25 protein-coding genes are annotated in these 20,354 nt (G+C 62.6%); 17 read left to right on the top strand and 8 right to left on the bottom strand.

Features of this window, described 5'->3' with window-relative positions; genetic code table 11:
- Positions 1 to 49 precede the first annotated feature (49 nt).
- Positions 50 to 535: a redoxin family protein gene (locus ACR0D8_RS13630; protein WP_475156833.1), complete on the bottom strand. Its 486-nt coding sequence runs from the start codon at positions 533 to 535 to the stop codon at positions 50 to 52.
- Between the two features lie 99 nt (positions 536 to 634).
- Here ACR0D8_RS13630 and ACR0D8_RS13625 point away from each other — a divergent pair, with 99 nt between their 5' ends.
- The 4 genes from ACR0D8_RS13625 to ACR0D8_RS13610 are packed head-to-tail and all read left to right on the top strand — an operon-like array spanning position 635 to position 3,253.
- The gene (locus ACR0D8_RS13625) at positions 635 to 1,846 is read left to right on the top strand and encodes an NAD(P)/FAD-dependent oxidoreductase (protein ID WP_480647241.1); all 1,212 of its coding nucleotides are present in this window, start codon (positions 635 to 637) and stop codon (positions 1,844 to 1,846) included.
- Positions 1,843 to 2,400 carry a 16S rRNA (guanine(966)-N(2))-methyltransferase RsmD gene (rsmD, locus tag ACR0D8_RS13620; RefSeq protein WP_480647240.1) on the top strand — a complete coding sequence of 186 codons (558 nt, stop codon included), beginning with the start codon at positions 1,843 to 1,845 and terminating at the stop codon, positions 2,398 to 2,400. Before ACR0D8_RS13625 ends, rsmD begins: the two co-directional genes overlap by 4 nt.
- Before the next feature lie 13 nt (positions 2,401 to 2,413).
- Positions 2,414 to 3,049 carry an HAD family hydrolase gene (locus ACR0D8_RS13615; protein WP_480647238.1) on the top strand — a complete coding sequence of 212 codons (636 nt, stop codon included), beginning with the start codon at positions 2,414 to 2,416 and terminating at the stop codon, positions 3,047 to 3,049.
- Between the two features lie 24 nt (positions 3,050 to 3,073).
- Entirely contained in the window at positions 3,074 to 3,253 is a 180-nt protein-coding gene (locus ACR0D8_RS13610; RefSeq protein ID WP_480647236.1) for a hypothetical protein, read from the top strand.
- Here ACR0D8_RS13610 and map read toward each other — a convergent pair.
- From map to sfsA, 3 genes are all read right to left on the bottom strand, one after another.
- The gene (map, locus tag ACR0D8_RS13605; protein WP_480647234.1) at positions 3,241 to 4,053 is read right to left on the bottom strand and encodes a type I methionyl aminopeptidase; all 813 of its coding nucleotides are present in this window, start codon (positions 4,051 to 4,053) and stop codon (positions 3,241 to 3,243) included. The genes ACR0D8_RS13610 and map overlap by 13 nt on opposite strands.
- A 243-nt stretch (positions 4,054 to 4,296) precedes the next feature.
- Positions 4,297 to 4,668 (bottom strand): hypothetical protein, encoded by a 372-nt coding sequence (locus ACR0D8_RS13600; RefSeq protein WP_475156862.1) that lies wholly within the window; start codon positions 4,666 to 4,668, stop codon positions 4,297 to 4,299.
- 176 nt (positions 4,669 to 4,844) lie between these two features.
- Positions 4,845 to 5,543 (bottom strand): DNA/RNA nuclease SfsA, encoded by a 699-nt coding sequence (gene sfsA, locus ACR0D8_RS13595; protein ID WP_480647232.1) that lies wholly within the window; start codon positions 5,541 to 5,543, stop codon positions 4,845 to 4,847.
- Positions 5,544 to 5,593: 50 nt separating this feature from the next.
- On the opposite strand from sfsA, the gene ACR0D8_RS13590 reads away from it, so the two are divergent.
- From ACR0D8_RS13590 to ACR0D8_RS13575, 4 genes are read left to right on the top strand one after another with little or no spacing between them, the layout of a single operon-like run.
- Positions 5,594 to 6,316: a competence/damage-inducible protein A gene (locus tag ACR0D8_RS13590; protein ID WP_480647230.1), complete on the top strand. Its 723-nt coding sequence runs from the start codon at positions 5,594 to 5,596 to the stop codon at positions 6,314 to 6,316.
- Positions 6,313 to 7,041 (top strand): GNAT family N-acetyltransferase, encoded by a 729-nt coding sequence (locus tag ACR0D8_RS13585; protein ID WP_480647228.1) that lies wholly within the window; start codon positions 6,313 to 6,315, stop codon positions 7,039 to 7,041. The genes ACR0D8_RS13590 and ACR0D8_RS13585 overlap by 4 nt, the downstream gene beginning before the upstream one ends.
- Positions 7,038 to 7,610 carry a peroxidase-related enzyme gene (locus tag ACR0D8_RS13580; protein WP_480647226.1) on the top strand — a complete coding sequence of 191 codons (573 nt, stop codon included), beginning with the start codon at positions 7,038 to 7,040 and terminating at the stop codon, positions 7,608 to 7,610. The genes ACR0D8_RS13585 and ACR0D8_RS13580 overlap by 4 nt, the downstream gene beginning before the upstream one ends.
- Entirely contained in the window at positions 7,607 to 8,509 is a 903-nt protein-coding gene (locus tag ACR0D8_RS13575; protein WP_480647224.1) for an OmpA family protein, read from the top strand. The genes ACR0D8_RS13580 and ACR0D8_RS13575 overlap by 4 nt, the downstream gene beginning before the upstream one ends.
- 63 nt (positions 8,510 to 8,572) lie before the next feature.
- On the opposite strand, the gene ACR0D8_RS13570 is transcribed toward ACR0D8_RS13575, so the two are convergent.
- A complete protein-coding gene (locus ACR0D8_RS13570; RefSeq protein ID WP_475156890.1) occupies positions 8,573 to 9,478 on the bottom strand; it encodes a LysR family transcriptional regulator in 906 nt (301 codons plus the stop codon).
- A 228-nt stretch (positions 9,479 to 9,706) separates the two neighbouring features.
- On the opposite strand from ACR0D8_RS13570, the gene ACR0D8_RS13565 reads away from it, so the two are divergent.
- Both ACR0D8_RS13565 and ACR0D8_RS13560 read left to right on the top strand, forming a co-directional pair.
- Positions 9,707 to 10,147, top strand: coding sequence for a DUF4399 domain-containing protein (locus ACR0D8_RS13565; RefSeq protein WP_480647222.1), 441 nt, complete (start codon positions 9,707 to 9,709; stop codon positions 10,145 to 10,147).
- A 77-nt stretch (positions 10,148 to 10,224) separates the two neighbouring features.
- Complete coding sequence (locus ACR0D8_RS13560) at positions 10,225 to 10,833, top strand: LysE family translocator (RefSeq protein WP_480647220.1); 609 nt, start codon at positions 10,225 to 10,227, stop codon at positions 10,831 to 10,833.
- Here ACR0D8_RS13560 and ACR0D8_RS13555 read toward each other — a convergent pair whose 3' ends face one another.
- Complete coding sequence (locus ACR0D8_RS13555; protein ID WP_480647218.1) at positions 10,834 to 12,861, bottom strand: FAD-dependent oxidoreductase; 2,028 nt, start codon at positions 12,859 to 12,861, stop codon at positions 10,834 to 10,836.
- A gap of 138 nt (positions 12,862 to 12,999) precedes the next feature.
- Here ACR0D8_RS13555 and ACR0D8_RS13550 point away from each other — a divergent pair, with 138 nt between their 5' ends.
- The 5 genes from ACR0D8_RS13550 to ACR0D8_RS13530 all read left to right on the top strand — a co-directional run bounded on the left by ACR0D8_RS13550 (position 13,000) and on the right by ACR0D8_RS13530 (position 17,087).
- The gene (locus ACR0D8_RS13550) at positions 13,000 to 13,485 is read left to right on the top strand and encodes an RNA pyrophosphohydrolase (protein ID WP_480647216.1); all 486 of its coding nucleotides are present in this window, start codon (positions 13,000 to 13,002) and stop codon (positions 13,483 to 13,485) included.
- Positions 13,486 to 13,491: 6 nt separating this feature from the next.
- Positions 13,492 to 14,031, top strand: a complete 540-nt coding sequence (gene sigZ / locus ACR0D8_RS13545; protein ID WP_480647214.1) for an RNA polymerase sigma factor SigZ — start codon at positions 13,492 to 13,494, stop codon at positions 14,029 to 14,031.
- Positions 14,032 to 14,095: 64 nt separating this feature from the next.
- Entirely contained in the window at positions 14,096 to 14,779 is a 684-nt protein-coding gene (locus tag ACR0D8_RS13540; protein ID WP_480647213.1) for a glutathione S-transferase family protein, read from the top strand.
- 98 nt (positions 14,780 to 14,877) lie between these two features.
- A complete protein-coding gene (locus ACR0D8_RS13535; RefSeq protein ID WP_480647212.1) occupies positions 14,878 to 16,251 on the top strand; it encodes a radical SAM protein in 1,374 nt (457 codons plus the stop codon).
- Positions 16,248 to 17,087: a DUF547 domain-containing protein gene (locus ACR0D8_RS13530; protein ID WP_480647211.1), complete on the top strand. Its 840-nt coding sequence runs from the start codon at positions 16,248 to 16,250 to the stop codon at positions 17,085 to 17,087. The genes ACR0D8_RS13535 and ACR0D8_RS13530 overlap by 4 nt, the downstream gene beginning before the upstream one ends.
- A gap of 12 nt (positions 17,088 to 17,099) precedes the next feature.
- On the opposite strand, the gene ACR0D8_RS13525 is transcribed toward ACR0D8_RS13530, so the two are convergent.
- Positions 17,100 to 18,089, bottom strand: coding sequence for an adenosine kinase (locus ACR0D8_RS13525; RefSeq protein ID WP_480647210.1), 990 nt, complete (start codon positions 18,087 to 18,089; stop codon positions 17,100 to 17,102).
- Entirely contained in the window at positions 18,086 to 18,730 is a 645-nt protein-coding gene (gene nth, locus ACR0D8_RS13520) for an endonuclease III (protein ID WP_480647208.1), read from the bottom strand. The genes ACR0D8_RS13525 and nth overlap by 4 nt, the downstream gene beginning before the upstream one ends.
- Before the next feature lie 118 nt (positions 18,731 to 18,848).
- Here nth and ACR0D8_RS13515 point away from each other — a divergent pair, with 118 nt between their 5' ends.
- On the top strand, positions 18,849 to 19,700 hold the full coding sequence (locus ACR0D8_RS13515; RefSeq protein WP_480647206.1) for a methylated-DNA--[protein]-cysteine S-methyltransferase: 852 nt from the start codon (positions 18,849 to 18,851) through the stop codon (positions 19,698 to 19,700).
- A 177-nt stretch (positions 19,701 to 19,877) separates the two neighbouring features.
- Positions 19,878 to 20,312, top strand: coding sequence for a glyoxalase superfamily protein (locus ACR0D8_RS13510; protein WP_480647205.1), 435 nt, complete (start codon positions 19,878 to 19,880; stop codon positions 20,310 to 20,312).
- Positions 20,313 to 20,354: the final 42 nt, after the last annotated feature.

Below are 20,354 nucleotides of genomic sequence, written 5' to 3'. Positions count from 1 at the left end.
TCAAGTTAAATTGGGCTCATGGCCCCGGGCGTGCCGGGGCCGCCGGGGATCACATCGCGTCCAGCAGGCTTTCACCGGCGGAAATCTCGCAGGTGCCCGGGTTTTCTTCCAGATTCAGCGCAACCACCTTGCCGTCTTCGACCAGCATCGCATAGCGTTTCGACCGCGCGAACAGCCCGACAGGCGGGGCGTCGAATTCCATGCCGATGGCTTTGGTGAATTCTGATGCTGCGTCGGACAGCATGGTCAGTCCGGCGGCGGTGGCCCCCGTCGACTCGCCCCAGGCGCCCATCACAAACGGGTCGTTGACCGCAACGCAGATTACCTCGTCCACACCCTTGGCGTCGAACTGGCCCTTGGTGCGGATAAAGCTGGGCACATGCGCGGTCGTGCAGGTGCCGGTAAACGCGCCGGGAACGGCAAAAACAACAACTTTTCGTCCCTTGGTCTTGTTGGAAATCCGAACTTCTTCGGGGCCTTCGGCGCCCATCTGGATCAGGGTTGCATCGGGCAGCGTGTCACCTGTTGAAATCATTTCTAAGCTCCTGTCGTTTGGATTTGCAGAGTCGGGCTTAGCCGCAATATAGGTGAGCAAATGAATGAAACCACGGGAATTCGACAGGGTGGGAGGAACATGAGCCATATTGTCGTGATCGGTGCCGGGCAGGCAGGGTCGTCGCTGGTCGCCAGGCTGCGCAAGGACGGGTTCGAGGGTGAGATTACGCTGATCGGGGCCGAACCGCATCTGCCCTATCAGCGCCCGCCGCTGTCCAAGGCCTATCTGCTGGGCGAGATGGAGCTTGAACGCCTGTTTCTGCGGCCCGAGAGCTTCTATTCCGAGAACGATATCACGCTGCGCCTGGGGCAGCGCGTGACAGCGATCGACCCGCAGGCCAAAACCGTGTCGTTGGGCGATGAGGTCATCAACTATGACATGCTTGCCCTCACCACCGGCTCGGATCCGCGCCGCCTGCCGGCCGCGATTGGCGGTGATCTGGAGGGTGTGCACGTGGTGCGTGATCTGGCCCATGTGGATGGGATGGGTCCTGACGTGACCGACGGGGCACGGGCCCTGATCGTGGGCGGCGGCTATATCGGGCTTGAGGCCGCGGCGGTCTGCGCCAAGCGCGGTGTCAATGTGACCCTGGTCGAGATGGCCGACCGCATCCTGCAACGCGTGGCCGCACCGGAAACCAGCGACTATTTCCGCGCCCTGCACACCGAATACGGGGCCGATATCCGTGAGGGCGTGGGGCTGGATCGTCTGGTCGGCGAAAACGGCCGGGTCACCGGGGCTGTCCTGACCGACGGCACCGAGCTGGAGGTCGAGTTCGTCGTTGTCGGCGTCGGTATCGCCCCCGCGACCCAACTGGCCGGGATGGCGGGGCTGGAACTGGACAACGGCATCAAGACCGACGCCCATGGGCGCACATCCGATCCGTCGATCTGGGCGGCGGGCGATTGCGCCTCTTTCCCGCATAAGGGTGACCGCATCCGTCTGGAAAGCGTGCCAAACGCCATAGATCAGGCCGAGGTGGTGGCTCAGAACTTGCTGGGTGCGGGCAAGGATTATGTGGCCACGCCCTGGTTTTGGTCGGATCAGTATGATGTAAAATTGCAGATCGCCGGCCTGAACACCGGCTATGACCGTGTGGTGACGCGGCAGGGAGACGGTCAAACCGTGTCTTTCTGGTATTACAAAGGCGATCAGTTGATCGCTGTGGATGCGATGAACGATCCGCGGGCCTATATGGTCGGCAAACGCCTGATCGACGCGGGCAAGACCGCCGATCCGGCGGTTGTCGCCGACCCCGACGCGGATCTGAAACCGCTGCTCAAGGCGTGAGGATCATCGCCGGAGCGTTCCGGGGCCGTGCCTTGGCCTCAGTCGGCAAGGGCGACGCGGGCGCGCATCTGCGCCCGACCACCGACCGGGTACGCGAAAGCCTGTTCAACGTGCTCAGCCACCAGATCGACTTTGACGGGCTGCGCGTGCTGGACCTGTTTGCAGGCACCGGCGCGCTGGGGCTAGAGGCGCTGTCGCGCGGCGCGGCGCATGTCACCTTTGTCGATGACGGGCGTGTGGCGCAGGGTCTGATCCGAAGGAATATCGACCTGACGCGCAGCGCCGACCGCACGAACCTGATCCGCCGCGATGCCACCCGGCTGACAGCCAATCCCGGACCGGCCTATGACCTGATTTTTCTGGACCCGCCTTATGGCAAGTCGCTGGGTCAGAAGGCGGTTGCCGCGCTGCCGGCCGGTTGGATCGCAGACGGCGCCCTGCTGGTCTGGGAGGAAAACGCCCCGATGCAGGCCCCGGACGGCTTTACCCTAAAGGACAGCCGAAAATACGGTGACACTCATATCTCTTTGATGTGGCGCGACACGCCAGCGTGAACGGAGCCTTGCCATGCATGACCTGATCATCTTTGACTGCGACGGCGTTCTGGTCGACAGCGAACCCTTGTCCAACCAGATACTGGTCGACAATCTGGCCGGGTACGGGCTGAACCTGAGCGTCGAGGACAGTGTCGGGTTCTTTCTGGGCGGTACCATGGCCGGGGTTCACGCCAGGGCGCGCAAGATGGGGGCGGATCTTCCGGACGACTGGGTCGACGAGATCTATGCGGAAATCTACGAAGGATTGCGTGGCGGCGTTGCCCTGATGCCCGGCATTCCCGACCTTTTATCGGCACTGGAGGCCGGGGGCGTGCCGTTTTGCGTCGCCTCGAATGGCAGCCCGGAAAAGATGCAGATCACCCTGGGTCAGAACGGACTGTGGGACCGGTTTCGCGATGTGATGTTCTCGGCCCATGTTCTGGGCACCGCCAAGCCGGATCCGGGCATGTTCCAGATGGCAGCGCAAAAGTTCAGTGCCTCCCATCCCGTCGTCATCGAGGACAGCGCAAGCGGCGTGACCGCCGCGGCCCGCGCCAACATGCGTTGTCTGGCCTATGTGCCGCACGGAGACGGGTCGAAGCTGGCCGATCTGGGGGCGGAACCGTTCACGGACATGGCACAGGTGCCTGCGCTTTTGGGGATTTGAGACCGCCGTGCTAATATCCAGGTCATGGACCGTGCCCTGACCCCTATGACCTGGACCCCGTCACAGGAGGCTGAAGCCACAACCGGCCCCGAGCGCAAACCGATGCGCGCGCCGGTGTTCATCCACGACGCGGTGACGCCATGGGGACACGAAACACTTCTGGTGAAGCTTCTGCGCGATCAGGCGACCGATCAGGACGAATAGGTCGGGTGGAATTTGCCGCCGGGCGAAAGCGTGAAAATCTCGACCCCGTCCGCAGTGACACCCACCGAATGCTCGAACTGCGCCGACAGCGACTTGTCGCGTGTCACGGCGGTCCAGTCATCGGCCAACGTCTTGGTCTCGGGGCGGCCCAGATTGACCATCGGCTCGATGGTGAAGAACATACCCTCTTCCAGCTTGGCGCCGGTTCCCGGACGGCCATAGTGCAGCACGTTCGGCGGGGCGTGGAACACACGGCCCAGACCGTGGCCGCAGAAATCGCGGACAACGCTCATCCGGTGCGCTTCGACATAGGCCTGAATGGCGTGGCCGATATCGCCGAAGGTATTGCCGGGCTTTACCATCTCGATACCCTTGAACAGGGCGTCATGGGTCACCTGGATCAGCCGCTCGGCCTTGCGCGGCAGTTTGCCGGCCACATACATGCGCGACGTGTCGCCAAACCAGCCGTCGACTACCACCGTGACGTCGACATTCAGGATGTCGCCGTCCTTCAGCCTTTTGTCACCGGGAATGCCGTGGCAGACCACGTGGTTGACGCTGATGCAGCTGGCATGCTGATAGCCCTTGTAGCCAATCGTCGCCGAGGTTGCGCCCGCGTCCTCGACCATCTGGGTGATCAGGCGGTCGATCTCGCCGGTGGTCTGGCCAGGAAAGACATGTCCCGCGATATCGTCGAGAATCCGCGCAGCCAGGGCCCCTGCGGCGTGCATGCCGGCAAAGTCTCCCTGTTCATAGATGCGGATACCGTCCTTCGTCAGACGGCCACGATGTTCCTTCATCGGTGCGAGGCTCCAAAAGTTTCGCGCAGCATTTCTTTTACGCTGCTTGTGCAGAAAGTACCAGAGGGTGTGGAGTGGCGTCTCTTTTGCCCCCAGTGAGATGGAGCCGACCCGCGAAATTTCAAGAAAAGGAACGGTTTTATTGGGATTTCAGGCCCCGGACCTGCGCTGCCGCCCGTGGTGCAGATACAAAAAAGGACCCCGACGGATTCGCCGGGGTCCCCTGGAAAAGCGCCGGTCTGATCAGAGGCAGGTGTAAAAGATCGTGTGCACCGGCCGAACCGACCCGTCGCCCTGGGTTCGGTTACTGATGCCCAGGTCTTTCTTGATGGCGGCCTGCCCGCTCAGCCTGGGGTTGGCCTGCCGGGTGCAGAACGATGCAACGCGGCGTCTGACTTCGGGTTCCGATACCTCTTCCGGGAAAAAGCCGACTTCCACGGTTCTGAACACGCCCCCGGATTCCAGCGGGAAAGCAAGGTCCAGCCCCTGCTGATCGGCCGGGTTCGGAAATACGCTCTGAACCAGGCTGGCGCGGCGTGTCGCGGCGGCCTGCGGGTCCACGGAACACCCTGTCAGGGCAATTGCTGCTGCGATAAATGCGGTAAATTTCTTCATTGGTGTCTCTGGTTTTTTGCCTCGGATACTCTGGGTTGCGCCCCGGTGCGCGGCGTACTCTCCTGTGTCGTGTGTGTTTCGAATCTGTGGCACTTTTAAGGCGAGCGACGGGGTTTTTCAGAGCCGGTACGCCAAAGGCCGGACCCGCCACGCCGCACGTCAACCGGGGCGTGGTTTCAGGCCATGCGGGTGGTGTTCACCCAGACCCCTTCCGGTGAGATCCGGGTCTCATACACCAGCTTTTCGACCCCCTGCGCCTGCGCTGTCGCAAAGGCAGCGGCATAGGTCGGGTCGATATCCGCTGCCAGCGCAAAGCGGTCGCAATCGGTGCGCTGCACCAGATAGAGCAGGATCGCCCGATGCCCCTGCGCCACCATCGCGGTCAGCTCGCCCAGATGTTTGGTGCCGCGGGCGGTGACGCTGTCGGGAAACTCGGCCAGACCGGGGGTCCGCGACAGCGTCACGCATTTGACCTCGACATACGCGTCGGGCAGGCCGGGTTGGCGCAGCAGAAAGTCAACGCGGCTGTTTTCGCCGTATCTGACCTCGGGCCGCACCGTTTCATAGGCCGCCAGTTCGGGGATTTCGCGGGCCATCAGCGCCGCGCGCAGGGCTTTGTTGGGAACCGATGTATCGACCCCGGTAAAATGGCCGTTTTCATGATCGACCAGCCGCCAGCCGAATTTCAGCTTTTTCTTCGGGTCGTCATTGGGCTCCAGCCAGATTTTCTCGCCCGGTTCGGCCAGCCCCATCATCGACCCCGGATTGGCGCAATGGGCGGTCACCTCGCGCCCGTCCTCCAGCGTGCAGTCGGCCAGAAAGCGTTTGTAGCGGCGGATCAGGCGGGCGGGGACAAGAGGGGTTTCAAATTTCATGCCACAGGGCCTATACCTGCCCAAGGGGTCGATCAAGAGGAGCGCGCGTCATGGCCAATCCAACCGCTGCAATGCTGGTGATCGGGGACGAGATCCTCTCGGGGCGCACCCGTGACGCGAATATGCATTTCCTGGCCGGGGAACTGGCCAAACACGGCATTGACCTGAAAGAGGTTCGCATTGTCAGCGACGACGCCCCCGCGATTGAGGCTGCGGTCAAGGCGCTGTCTGCCGCCCATGACACTGTGTTCACCAGCGGCGGCATCGGACCCACCCATGACGATATCACCGCCGACTGCATCGCGCGGGCCTTTGGCGCGCATATCGACATTCGCGACGACGCCCGGGCGCTGCTGCAGGCCCATTACGACAAGTCGGGTCTTGAGCTGAACGAAGCCCGCCTGCGCATGGCCCGCATCCCCGACGGGGCAGTTCTGATCGACAATCCGGTGTCGACCGCACCGGGGTTCACCATCGAGAATGTGCATGTGATGGCCGGGGTGCCCCTGGTGTTTCAGGCCATGGTCGCCAGCGTTCTGCCCGGTCTGACCGGCGGCAGCCCCCTGCTGTCTCAGACCCTGCGGGTGGACCGGGGCGAAGGCGATATCGCCGCCACCCTGTCGATTCTGGCCGAAGAATTCAACGACCTGTCCATCGGTTGCTATCCGTTTCAGATCAACGGCGTCTTCGGGGCCAATGTGGTCGTGCGCGGCACGGACGGGGCGCGCATAGACGCCGCAACCACCCGGCTTGCGAAAGATCTCGATCTGTGAACGTCAACTGGGCGGAGGTTGTCGACGGGACCTGGCCCGCCGCAGGGTATCGGCGGCTGGGTCCGTTTCAGTTGCGTCTGGGGCAGGGTGGCGGATCGCGGGTGTCGGCCGCCAGTGCTCTGGGACCTGTGACGGACGAGGATATTTCAGCCGCCGAAACGGCAATGCAGGCCATGAACCAACCGTGCATCTTTTGTCTGCGCCCGGGTGATGAGGCGCTGGATGCCCGGCTTGACGCACGTGGCTATGACATTCTGGATCCGGTCAACATCTACGCCTGTCCGGTGATGGCCCTGACCGACCTGCCGATCCCTCCGGTGACCGTTTTCACCGTCTGGCCGCCCCTGTCGATAATGAAGGAAATCTGGGCGCAGGGCGGTATCGGGCCTGCGCGACGGGCCGTCATGGATCGGGCGCAGGGTTCCAAAACCGGCCTGCTGCTGCGTCACATGGATCACCCCGCCGGAACCGGATTCGTCGCCCTGCACGGAGACATTGCAATGGTCCATGCGCTGGAGATTTTGCCGGATCACCGCCGCCAGGGGCTGGGCCGGTGGGCCATGCGCGCCGCCGCGTTCTGGGCGCTGGACAATGGGGCGCAAACGCTCAGCGTGATCTGCACCAAGGCAAATGCGGGGGCCAACGGCCTTTATCGTGCGCTCGGGATGGAGATCGCCGGCGAATACCATTACCGTCAGCTTGCCCAAGGAGAGAGCCCGAAGTGACAGACCAGAACATGCCGACCGCGCTGAACCTGCCGATGGTGGATCCGCTGCCGCCCGAAACGCAGAAATATTTTGATATCTGCGTTGAAAAACTGGGGTTTGTCCCGAATGTGCTGCGGGCCTATGCCTTTGACATCGACAAGCTGAATGCCTTCACGGCGATGTATAACGACCTGATGCTGGCCGACAGCGGCCTGACCAAGCTGGAACGTGAGATGATCGCGGTAGTCGTGTCCGCGATCAACAAGTGCTTTTATTGCCTCGTGGCGCATGGCGCGGCGGTTCGGCAGCTGTCCGGCAACCCGCAACTGGGCGAAATGCTGGTCATGAACTACCGCGTGGCGCCTCTGGACACGCGCCAGCGCGCGATGCTGGACTTTGCCGCAAAGATGACGACAGCCAGCACCGAAATCGAGGAACCCGACCGCCAGCGCCTGCGCGACGCCGGATTCTCGGATCGCGACATCTGGGACATCGCCAACGTGACCGGGTTTTTCAACATGTCGAACCGGGTCGCCAGCGCCACGGCGATGGCCCCGAACGACGAATACCACGCGCAGGCCCGATGATCCGGCGCGCCCTCCTTTGCCTGACGCTGATGGCCGGGCCGGTTGCCGCGCAGGATCTGACGCTGCCGCAGGGTGCGCGCCAGATCAGCGACCGCACCAGCCCGCTGGACAGCTATGAGCTGCCGACCGGCCCCTATGCGGACGGCCACGTTCCCGCGCGGATGGTTGAAGGGCGGGTAGAGCGGTTCACCTGGCGTCTGCAATCGGGGTCCAGCACGACGCTGCAACTGCTTGCGCCCCTGCGCGATCAGATCGCGGCGCAGGGCTATGACATTCTGTTCGAATGCGAGGCGCGCGCCTGCGGCGGTTTCGATTTCCGCTTTGGCACTGAGGTGGTGCCAACCCCCGACATGTACGTGGCGATTCAGGATTACCGCTTTTTGTCCGCCACACGCGGCGATGAGGTCCTGAGCCTGCTGGTCAGTCGCAACCCGCCGGACGGCTATGTGCAGATGATCCGCGTCACCCCGGCTGATGCCGCCGCTCCGCCGCCGCTGGTGATCGAGGAAACGGTCAGCCAGGCCGGCGGGCTGCTGGAGGATCTGCAACAGAACGGGCATGTCATTCTGGATGACCTGCATTTCCGCACCGGTGAGATCACGCTGGGCACGGGGCCATTTGCCTCGCTGGCGCTGATCGCGGCGTTTCTGGCTGACAACCCGGATACGCGACTGGCGCTGGTGGGCCACACCGATGACACCGGCGCGCTTGACGCCAATATCTCGGTCAGCACCGGCCGGGCGCAGGCGGTGCGCGCGCGTCTGATCGAACAGCATGGCGTCGCCGCGGACCGGATCGAGGCGCGGGGCATCGGCTATCTGGCGCCGCTCACGTCCAACGCAACACCCGAGGGGCGCGACCTGAACCGCCGGGTCGAGGCGGTTCTGCTGGTGAACTGATGGTTCCGGGCAAAAAAAGGCCCGCATAGTCGCGCGGGCCGTCGAAGTTCACCTTGGGAGAAATTACCAGTCCATCGGACCCTTTTCGTTGAAGGATTCGACAAGAAAATCTATGAAAGCCCGGACCTTGGGCTGGGTAAACCGGCCGGGGGGATAGACAGCGTACACGCCCTGCACCTCGTCCGGCAGCGACGGCATCGCATCCAGAACTGCGCCCGATTTCAGGGCGTCGGCATATAGGTAGCTGGGCAGATATGCGATCCCCAGACCGGAAATCGCGGCGTTCAGCAGCGACTGGCCGTCATTGACGCTCAGCCAGCCGGCGGTGCGCACCTGCCGCTTTTCACCGGAGGGCGCGGTCAGTTTCCACACATTGCCCGAGGACTGGCTGGAATAATGCAGCAGCTTGTGTTCGTTCAGATCGTCGATCTTGTGCGGACGTCCGTATTTCTCGACATAGCTGGGCGCGGCGACCATGCGTTTGACGGTCTCGGTCAGCTTGCGGGCGCGCAGCGTGCTGTCTTCCAGCTCGCCAATGCGCACGGCAACGTCGAACCCTTCCGAGATCAGCTCTACATAGCGGTTGTTCAGCACCATGTTCACGGTGATGTCGGGATAGGCCGCAAGAAATTCGGATAATACCGGAGACAGATGATTGACGCCGAAATCCGTCGCCACGCTGATCCGCAGCAGGCCGGACGGGGCCGATTGCATCGACGTGACCAGCGCGTCGGCCTCGCCCGCATCATTCAGCACGCGGCGCGCCCGATCATAGTAGGCCAGCCCGATTTCGGTCGGGGACACACGCCGGGTCGTCCGGTTCAGCAGCCGCGCACCCAATCGGGCCTCAAGGCTCGAAACGTGCTTTGACACGGCCGACTTGGAGATGCCCATCTTCTTGGCCGCATCGGTGAAGCCACCCTGGTCCACCACGTTGGCAAAGGCTTCCATTTCGGTCAATCGATCCATTCTCGTTCCCCGGGTGTTTGTTCGTTGCCTGACTTTGGCCGCCAATCTGGGCGGAAACTGGGCAGACATGGGATAATATCAGGGATTCAATTCGGATCGTTTGCAGATGGGAAACGTCGAAACAGTGGTTTCCAGGATCGCCACAAGCCTGTCAGGGCAGGGGATTTAGGGGGTCCGGCGCAGGTATGCTATGGTGAGAATGGCAAATTTGTGACCACGGAGGAGATCATGAAAGCCTTTTTCACCATTGCTGCCCTGTGCCTGTCCGCCGCCGTTGCGCTGGCCGGAGGTGAAACGCCGTCCAACCCCGACGCGAAAGTCTATTTCGTGAATCTGGCCGATGGTGACACCGTTCAGTCACCCGTGACCGTGGTCTTCGGGCTCAGCGGCATGGGCGTGGCCCCGGCCGGGACCGAGAAGGAAAATACCGGCCATCACCATCTGCTGATCGACCGTCCTCCGCTGGGTGAGGGCGAGGACGGCGCGGATGAACTGGCCTATGGTCTGCCTTCGGATGACAACCATCTGCATTTCGGTGGCGGCCAGACCGAGGTGACGCTGGAACTGGCCCCCGGCCAGCATACGCTGCAGCTGGTTCTTGGTGATGCGGGCCATGTGCCGCATTCCACACCGATTGTGTCCGAGGTGATCACAATTACGGTGGAGTAAGTCACCGGATCATCAGCGAAAACGGTTTACATTGAAGCGGGTGTAAGAAACTCTGCCGCCGATAACAGGAGGGCGGCATGTCGTTTGAGTTTTTCATTACATCACTGATTGTAGTTCTGTTGCCCGGAACCGGTGTCATTTACACGCTGGCCGTTGGTCTTGGGCGCGGGTTTCGCGCCAGCCTCGCCGCGGCGGCGGGGTGTACATTGGGAATCGTTCCCGCCGCGCTGGCAAGTATCATCGGTCTGGCCGCCCTGTTGCACACAAGCGCGCTGGCGTTTCAGGTCATCAAGTATCTGGGTGTCCTGTACCTGTTCTACATGGCCTGGGGCATCGTGAAAGAGGGCGGCGCGATGGAGGTCAGCACCGAGAAGGTTGCGGTGCGTCCTTTCCGGATCGCGATGACCGGGGCGTTGATCAACGTTTTGAATCCCAAACTGTCGCTGTTCTTTCTGGCGTTCCTGCCGCAGTTCCTGCCTGCGGGTGCAGCACATGCAGGTTTGGAACTGGTCAAGCTTGCCCTGGCCTTTATGGCAATGACCTTCGTGGTCTTCATCGGATACGGCACCTGCGCGGCGCTGGCGCGAGACTATGTCATACGCAGGCCATCGGTGATGGCCTGGATAAAACGGTGTTTCGCGACGGCGTTCGGCGCGCTGGGGGTCAAGCTGGCGCTGGCCGACTGATCAGAATTCCGCAGCCAGCCGCGTGCCCTGATTGATCGCCCGCTTGGCGTCCAGCTCGGCGGCCACATCCGCGCCGCCGATCACATGCGGAGTGATGCCGCGTTCGATCAGCGCGTCCGCCAGGCTGCGCTCGGACACCTGACCGGAACACAGCACGATCGTATCGGCGGCGATTACGGTCGGGTCGGCACGCTCTTCGCCAAAGCTGATATGCAGGCCGTCATCGTCGATGCGTTCATAGTTCACGCCGCCCACGAAATCGACGTCCTTCATCTTCAGCGTGGCGCGGTGAATCCATCCCGTTGTCTTGCCCAGCCCCTTGCCATGCGCCTGTTTCTTGCGTTGCAGCAGGGTGACCTGTCGCGCCGGCGCTTCGGGCTGCGGGCCTTCGGGCGCCAGGCCCGAGCGGTGTTCCGCCGGGTCGGTGACGCCCCATTCCTTCATCCACAGCGGCAGGTCTGTGGTCGGGCTGTGGCCCTCTTCCAGCAGGAATTCCGACACGTCGAACCCGATGCCGCCGGCACCGATGACGGCAACGGACTTACCCACGGGGGCCTTGCCGCGCAGCACATCGACATAGCTGAGCACATTGTCCCGGTCCTGCCCCGGGATTTGCGGGTCGCGCGGGGAGACGCCGGTGGCGATGACCACCTCATCATATCCGGCCAGATCATCGGCGCTGACCTCCCGGTTCAGTTCCACCTTCACGCCCAGATCGGACATCATCGTCCGGTACCAGTCGACCAGCCCCCAGAACTCTTCCTTGCCCGGCACCTGTTTGGCCATGTTCAGCTGACCGCCGATCTCTTCGGACCGGTCGAACAGCGTCACAGTGTGACCGCGCTGGGCCGCCGTCATCGCCGTGGACAGGCCCGCCGGGCCCGCGCCAACAATGGCGACGGTCTTGGCGGTGTCGGCTTTGCCGATCACCAGCTCTGTCTCGTGGCACGCGCGCGGGTTCACCAGACACGAGGTCAGCTTGCCGTTAAACGTATGGTCCAGACAGGCCTGATTGCAGGCAATGCAGGGCGCAATCGTCGCGCCCTGTCCGGCAATGGCCTTGTTCACGAAATCCGCATCCGCCAGCATTGGCCGGGCCAGCGACACCATGTCGGCGCAGCCCGAGGACAGAACCTCTTCGGCCACTTCCGGGGTGTTGATCCGGTTCGAGGTGATCACCGGAACCCCGACCTTGCCCATCAGTTTCTTGGTGACCCACGCGAACGCCGCGCGCGGGACGCTGGTGGCGATGGTGGGAATGCGTGCCTCATGCCAGCCGATACCGGTGTTGATGATCGTGGCCCCAGCCGCCTCGATTCGCTGGGCCAGTTCCACAACCTCGTCATGGGTCGAGCCATTGGGAACAAGGTCGATCATCGACAGCCGGTATATGATAATGAAATCGGTGCCGACGGCCTCACGCGTGCGGCGCACCACCTCGATTGGCAGACGCATCCGGTTCTCATACGACCCGCCCCAGCGGTCCGTGCGCTTGTTGGTGTGGGTCACAAGGAACTGGTTGAGGAAATAGCCCTCGGAGCCCATGATCTCGACCCCGTCATAGCCCGCTTTTTGGGCCAGAACGGCAGCGTTAACGATATCGCTGATCTGTTTCTCGATACCCTCTTCGTCCAGCTCCGTTGGCGGGAAGGGCGAGATGGGCGATTTTACCGGGCTGGGAGCCACGCATTTCGGACCATAGGCATAGCGGCCCGCATGCAGGATCTGCATCGCGATCTTACCGCCCGCCTGACGCACGCGGTCTGTCACGATGGAATGGTTCGCCACGTCCTTGTCGCTGGTCATCATCGCCGCGCCGGGCAGAACCGAGCCTTCAAGGTTTGGGCCGATCCCGCCGGTCACCATCAGCGCCACACCGCCGCGCGCCCGGTCGGCATAGAACTCGGCCACCCGGTTCCAGTCGCCGGTTTCTTCAAGCCCGGTGTGCATGGACCCCATCAGGACGCGGTTTTTCAACGTGGTAAAGCCCAGATCCAGCGGGGCCAGCATGTTTGGGTACGCAGTCATGGCGAACTCTCCCTCCCGATATTCGCACGCTAGATTGACGTTCGCGTCAACTTTGTCACGCGAAACCTAACGTCACCCCCTTTGCGGGCGTCGCGGTGCTTGTTACAGAGTTTTCGTAGCACATTTGTGAGGCCGCGCATGACCCCCGAAGAGATCGCCAGACTGCCCTATCGCCCCTGCGTCGGCCTGATGCTGATGAATGCCGAGGGCAGGATTTTTGTCGGTCAGCGCAATGATCGCCACAAGGATGCGTGGCAGATGCCTCAGGGCGGGGTGGACAAGGGCGAAGACCCCCGCGACGCGGCCCTGCGCGAATTGTGGGAAGAAACCGGCGTCTCCGCCGATCTGGTCGAGATCGTGGCTGAAACCGAAGGCTGGCTGCCCTACGATCTGCCCCATGACATCGTGCCGAAGATCTGGAAGGGCCGCTATCGCGGGCAGGAACAGAAATGGTTCCTGCTGCGCTTTACGGGCCAGGATGACCAGATCGACATCCAGACCGATCACCCGGAATTCACCCGCTGGAAATGGCAGGAGCCCGCCCGTCTGGTCGCGGAAATCGTACCCTTCAAGCGCGAGGTGTATGAGCGGGTGGTGGACGCCTTTGCCGACCACCTGTCATAAACCGATATGCGTATCGAAGACATCTGGCCCAAATACCGGTCCCGCCTGAAGGCGTTTCTGAGGTCCCGCGTGGCAAACGCGGCGGATGTGGACGATCTGCTGCAAGAGATTTCGATCAAGGTATTCACCGGCCTGCCGGGCCTGAAGGATCCGGCCAAATTGCAGCCCTGGCTGTTTCAAACGGCGGATCGCGCAATCATCGACTATTACCGCAAGTCGGGCCGTGCTCCGGCCCATCCGGACGATCTGTGGTATCACCGCGACGACCCCGAAATACGTCAGGATCTTGAGGGTTGTGTCGAGCCGTTCATTCGCGGCCTGCCACCGGAAACCGCCCGGATGCTGATGGCCATCGACATCCAGGGCATGTCACAGCGGGACTATGCGCAGGCGCAGGGGCTGTCCTATTCCACGCTCAAGTCACGCGTGCAAAAGGGCCGGACCGAACTGCGCAGGGCGTTCGAGGAGTGCTGCACCATCTCGATGGATGTGCGCGGCAATATCGCCGAAGTGCAGGAAAAACCAATCAACTGTAAAAAATGTTGATCTGATCGTCGTCTTTTTGGCGCGGGCTTCGTCTGACAGATGAAACCAGCAAAAGGAAAGACCGATGATCCGTATCATAAGCCTGAAGATCTGCCCCTTTGTTCAGCGCGTGACCGCGCTGCTTGCGGCCAAGCAGGTGCCCTGTCAGATCGACTATTTCAGCCTCAGCGACAAGCCGGACTGGTTCCTTGATCTGTCTCCGACCGGTCAGGTGCCGGTGCTGGTGACCGAAGGTGGAACGGCGCTGTTCGAATCTGACGCGATCACCGAATATCTTGACGAAGTGACCGCCCCGCTACAGCCTGGGCTCACACCCGAAGAACGCGCCCTGAACCGCGCCTGGAGCTATCAGGCCAGCAAGCATTATCTGGTTCAGTGCAGCACGATGCAAAGCGCGGACCGGGCGGTGTATGACGACCGGGTCACCAAATTGAACGCCGCTTTTGCCAAGGCCGAGACCCAACTGGGCGACGGTCCCTTTTTCTCCGGTGAGATCCTGGGAAATGTCGATATTGCATGGCTGCCGCTGCTCCATCGCGCGGCGATCGTCACGGAACACAGCGGTCATGACATGCTGGCCGGCTATCCCAGGGTGAAGGCGTGGCAGCAGGCGTTGCTGGCAACCGGGATCCCGCAGGACTCCGTGTCTGCGGATTTCCATGCCCGGTTCACCGATTTCTATCTGGCCGACCGGACATGGCTGGGGCGGGGCGCGAACCTGAATGAAGCCCCGGGAACAGTCAGGTGAAACAATCCGGCGGGTGTTGCGGCTAATTCGATCACTGCGCCGCACGTTGGCGTGAGGTGGCGTGGTTCGGTTCCGTCTGCGCCTCTAGCTTGGGGCACATGAAAGACACCGTGCACCGCCGTCCCGGCATTGCCCCTGCCGGGCGCAAGTTTCAGGGCACCGACCGTCGCGCGCCCTTGCGCGACGGTTTGCAGGGCTGCGGTGAATACGGTCCCAACCAGACCGCCGGGCGGTTCTATCCCATCGCCTGCGTCGCGCTTGAGGTCACGCAGCGCTGCAATCTGGACTGCACGCTGTGTTACCTGTCGGACCGGGCCGAGATGACCTATGATCCGCCGCTTTCGGTTCTGTTCGCGCGGATTGCCACCATCCACAGCCATTATGGCCCCGGTGTTTCGGTGCAACTGACCGGCGGGGATCCCACGCTGCGCAAGGCGCGGGATCTTGAGGCGCTGTGCCGCGAGATTCGCCGGCTGGGCATGCGGTCCTGTCTGATGACCAACGGCATCCGGGCCAGCCGTGCATTGCTGACACGGCTTGCGGCAGCCGGGCTGGACGACGTGGCCTTTCACGTCGACACAACTCAGAACCGCAGGGGGTTCCACAGCGAGGCCGAGCTGAACACCGTGCGCCGCAGCTATATCCGCCGGGTGCAGGGGCTGCGGCTGCGGGTTCTGTTCAACACCGCCGTCCATGACGGGAATTTCGACGAGCTTCCGGCGCTTGCCCGGTTCCTGCGGGATCAGCCCGAAATTGCCTTTGTGTCCTTCCAGATGCAGGCCGATACCGGCCGGGGCGTTCTGCGCCAACGGCCGGACAGGATCACGCAGGACAGCGTGGCGGGTGCGGTTGAGTTGGGCTACGGGACGCCGCTGCATTTCGGCGCGGCGGCGGTCGGGCATTCGAAATGCAACCGCTATGCCAGTGTCGTTACCGCAGGCGGTCGGGCAGTTCCCGTGCTGTCGAACCGGCGGCTGGTGCATCAGGTGATTGCCGCGTTGGAAAAGGCCGGTCGGTCGGCAGAGGCACATCTGGATATCCGCGACAGTGTGCGGCGCGTGGTCCTGCGCAACCCGCTGCTGGCGTTTCGGACCGGGATGCACCTGATCGGGTGCATCATGCGGCTGGGGTCCGGGCTGATGCGTGGCCCGGTGCGTCGGCAGGCAGTGTTCATCCACAATTTCATGGCCGCTGACGCGTTGGACGCAGACCGGTGCGCCGCCTGCGTGTTCATGGTGGCCACGGCCAATGGCCCGATGTCGATGTGCGCCCATAACGCCCGGCGTGACCAGCATCTGTCGGTTCCCGACCGGATCGACGGACCGACCGGTCCAAGCTGGTGGAATCCAGCCGTGCCGCGCTTGTCCGCTGTTCCCGATCTGCCGGGCCTGGGTGATCCGGCGCTGGCACCGCTCAAACGGCTCAAGGGGCAGATGCGGGCGGAACGGCAAAGCCGGAAAACCGCGTCATGAGAAGTACCCTCATCGTGCTGCTGATGCCCTTGCTGGCTGCTTGTGCGAGCGTTGAACGTCTGGCGCTGCCGACCGCTGCGCCCTTACCGGGCACGGCGCTGACGCGCAGCGCGCCACCACCGGGGCAACAGGTCGATCATGGCGACTGGACCGCGTTTCTGACCCGCCATGTCACCGCTGACGCGCAAGGCGTGAACCGGGTGGCTTATGGGCGGGTCACACCTGCGGACCGGGCGCAACTGGATAGCTATCTGGCGGATCTTCAGGCCGTGGATCCGGCCCGTCTGACGCGGGATCAGCAACTGGCATACTGGATCAATCTGTATAATGCGCTGACAGTTGACGTGATTCTGGATAACTACCCCGTCGCCTCGATCCGGGACATCACCGACGGCCTGTTTTCCTTTGGCCCATGGGATCGGCCTTTGGCACAAGTGGCGGGCCGCATGTTGACGCTGAACGACATCGAACACCGCATCATCCGCCCCACTTTCGACGAACCCCGCATCCACTATGCCCTGAACTGCGCAGCTGTAGGATGCCCGAACCTGATGGCCCGGGCATGGCAGGCCGAAACCCTGGAACGCGATTTCGCCGCTGCCGAGCGCGCCTATGTCAATGATCCCCGCGGCGTGCGGTTCGACGCGCGCGGCGGGCTGGTCCTGTCCAAAATCTACATCTGGTTCCAAGAGGATTTCGGAGCGGATCAGCGCGCTGTGCTGGCGTATATCCGGTCAGCGGCCGATCCGGAGCTGCGCGCGCGGCTGCAAGAGGTTCCGCGCGTCCGGGCTTACAGATACGATTGGGCGCTGAACGACGCGGCCACGGGATCGTAGCCGCGCGGTCTTTTACAGCAAGCCTTCGGCGCGCAGCAGGTCTTGCAGGTTGGCTTCGGGTCGGGGACCGATATGGCTGATCACCTCGCGGGCACAGACATTGCCGATCCGGGCGCAGGTCTCGTAATCGCGGCCCGTGGCCATACCATAGAGGAACCCGGCCGCAAACTGATCGCCTGCGCCGGTCGCATCCACCGGCACCACCTTTTGCACCGGAACGTCGATACGCTGACCCTGGTTCAGCACGGTCACGCCATCGCCCGAGCGGGTGCAAACGACAAGGGGGCAAATCTCGGCCGTTTTCGCCAGCGCTTCTTCAAGGTCGGCGGTTTCGAACAGCGATTTGATCTCAGCCTCGTTGCCGATGACGAAATCCAGCTCATTCTCGATCAGCAGCAGGAAATCAACCCGGTGGCGTTCGACGCAGAACGGATCGGAAATGGCGATGCCGGTCTTGCCGCCGCCCTTGTGACAGTCGCGCGCGGCCTCAAGAAACGCGGCCTTGCCCTTTTCCTTGTCGAACAGATAGCCCTCAAGAAACATGATCTGGCTTTTGCCCGCCACATCGCTGGAAACGTCCTGCGACGACAGTTCGGAAGATATCCCCAGATAGGTGTTCATCGACCGTTCGCCATCCGGCGACACAAAGATCATCGAACGAGAGGTCGGCAGTTCCCCGCCCGGTACCGGCGGGTTGACGAAATCGACGCCGTCCTCGTTCATCGCGTCCGCGTAGAACCGGCCCAGGGCGTCGTCATGCACGCGCCCGATGAATGCAGCATCAAGCCCCAGCGCGCCGGCGCCGGCGATCGTATTGGCGACCGAGCCTCCGGGCGTCTGAACCCGGCTTTCCATCGCCGCATACAGAACCTCGCCGCGCTCGCGCTCGATCAGTTGCATGATGCCTTTTTCGATGCCCATCAGTTCCAGGAAACTGTCATCGGCCTGGGAAATGACGTCGACAACGGCATTTCCAATGCCGACCAGCTGGTAGGTTTTCATAGGTTCTTGTCCTCGAATTGACAGAGATCGCGGATGATACAGGTGCCGCACAAAGGCTTGCGCGCCTTGCAGTGATAACGTCCATGCAGGATCAGCCAGTGATGCGCATGGAGTTGAAAATCGGCGGGGATGTTGTCTTCGATGGCGCGTTCGACCGCGTCCACGTCCTTGCCCGGGCAGATGCCGGTGCGATTGCCGACGCGAAATATATGGGTGTCCACCGCCTGCGCCGGTTGTCGCCACCACATGTTCAGCACCACATTGGCCGTCTTGCGCCCGACCCCCGGCAGCGACTGCAGGGCCGTGCGGGAATTGGGCACCTCACCACCGTATTCGTCGACCAGAATGCGGCTGAGCTTGATGACGTTCTTGGCCTTCTGCCGGAACAGGCCGATGGTCTTGATATGTTCGATCAGACCCTCTTCGCCCAGATCCAGCATCTTTTGCGGCGTGTCGGCGATTTTGAACAGCGCGCGTGTGGCCTTGTTGACGCCGGCATCGGTCGCCTGCGCCGACAGTGCTACGGCCACGACCAGAGTGTAGACGTTCACATGCTCCAACTCGCCCTTGGGTTCGGGGTCGGCTGCCTGAAAACGCGTAAAGATCTCGCGGATCGTGTGGTAATCGAGTTGTTTTGCCATCCGCGCCTTAATGCCGCCCGCAGGGCCATGACACAAGCCCAAAGCCAATGCGCAAGTTCCGGGTCGCGGGGGCGTGACCTGCGCGCTATGTTTGACCCAAGACAATGAGGTGAGACCGATGAACGTCCAGACCCCCGAGACCGGCTATCATTACAACGTCATGCGGCGCGCGATCGAATTGATCGACCAGGGTGGCGAAACCCTCAGCCTTGAGGAACTGGCCCGCCAGATGGACATGAGCCCCGCGCATTTCCAGCGCCTGTTCTCGCGCTGGACCGGCGTGTCGCCAAAACGGTACCAACAATATCTGACGCTGGGCCATGCCAAGGCGCTGCTGCGCGAGCGGTTCACCACGCTTGAGACCGCCCATAACGTCGGGCTTTCCGGCAGTGGCCGCCTGCATGACCTGTTCCTGAAATGGGAATCCATGAGCCCCGGCGAATACGCCCGCAAAGGTGACGGGCTGACCATCTTCTGGGGCTGGTTCGAAAGCCCGTTCGGCCCCGCGCTGGTCATGGCCACCGACAAGGGCATCTGCGGTATCGCCTTCAGCGCGGAATCCGGTGAGGCCGCCGCGATGGAGGACATGCTGTCACGCTGGCCACGGGCGGAATTCGTCGAGGACCCGATGCGCCTGCGCCCCTGGGTGCTCAGCGCCTTTGGCACGGCCAGCGACCGGCTGGAGCCGACGCCGCTGTACCTGATCGGCTCGCCCCTGCAAATCAAGGTGTGGGAGGCGCTGATGCATATCCCGACCGGTCAGGTCACCACCTATTCCGAAATCGCCCAGCGGGTGGGCTCTCCACAGGCCGTGCGCGCGGTGGGCACAGCCGTCGGGCGCAACCCGGTCAGCTGGCTGATCCCCTGCCACCGGGCACTGCGCAAATCCGGGGGCCTGGGCGGCTATCACTGGGGCCTGCCGGTCAAACGCGCCATGCTGGCCTTTGAGGCGGCGCAGGCAGAGGCGTGATTGACAGAAAGTCTTTCCGGTGCCAAATACGCGGCAGGTTCGGGTCCCCTGCCGTTCGCGGCCCTTCGGCTTTGGTGAAACCCGGTTGATATCTCATCTGTTGCCCTTTCCAGGCGCGCGGATGGCAATGCGAACCCCGTCCAGATGTCGCGCCCGTTCAAGGAAACGAGGCAAACAATGACGATACAAAAATACATCCCTCCGGTTGACGAACTGAAGGCACAGGCGAAACGGCTGCGTGAGAGATTGCGCATAGCAGGCGATTCGCTGTCGCACAGCGAGGCATTGGAAACGCTGGCTCATCAATATGGCGCGCGGGATTGGAACACTTTGCACGCCCGGGCCGGAAACCGCATGCATCTGCACGTCGGCGACCGGGTCGAGGGGCGATATCTGGGTCAACCTTTTTCGGCCGAGATTCGCGGAATGACCATGCTGGGCGACGGCGCGCATCGCCGGGTGACCCTGCAGTTCGATACGCCCGTGGACGTGGTGCGTTTCGACAGCTTTTCGGCGTTCCGCCAGCGCGTGACGGGTGAGATCGGCTGGGACGGTCGATCTACCCGGTACACCTCGGACGGGGAGCCGCAGCTGGTGGTTCGGCCCACCTGACAACAATACGAGGCACCTTCGGGTGCCTCACAATTTGATACC

Source organism: Ruegeria sp. BG10 (assembly GCF_056538575.1).
The sequence above is the reverse complement of the archived record's forward strand: the minus strand, read 5'-3'. Positions and strand labels throughout refer to the sequence as shown.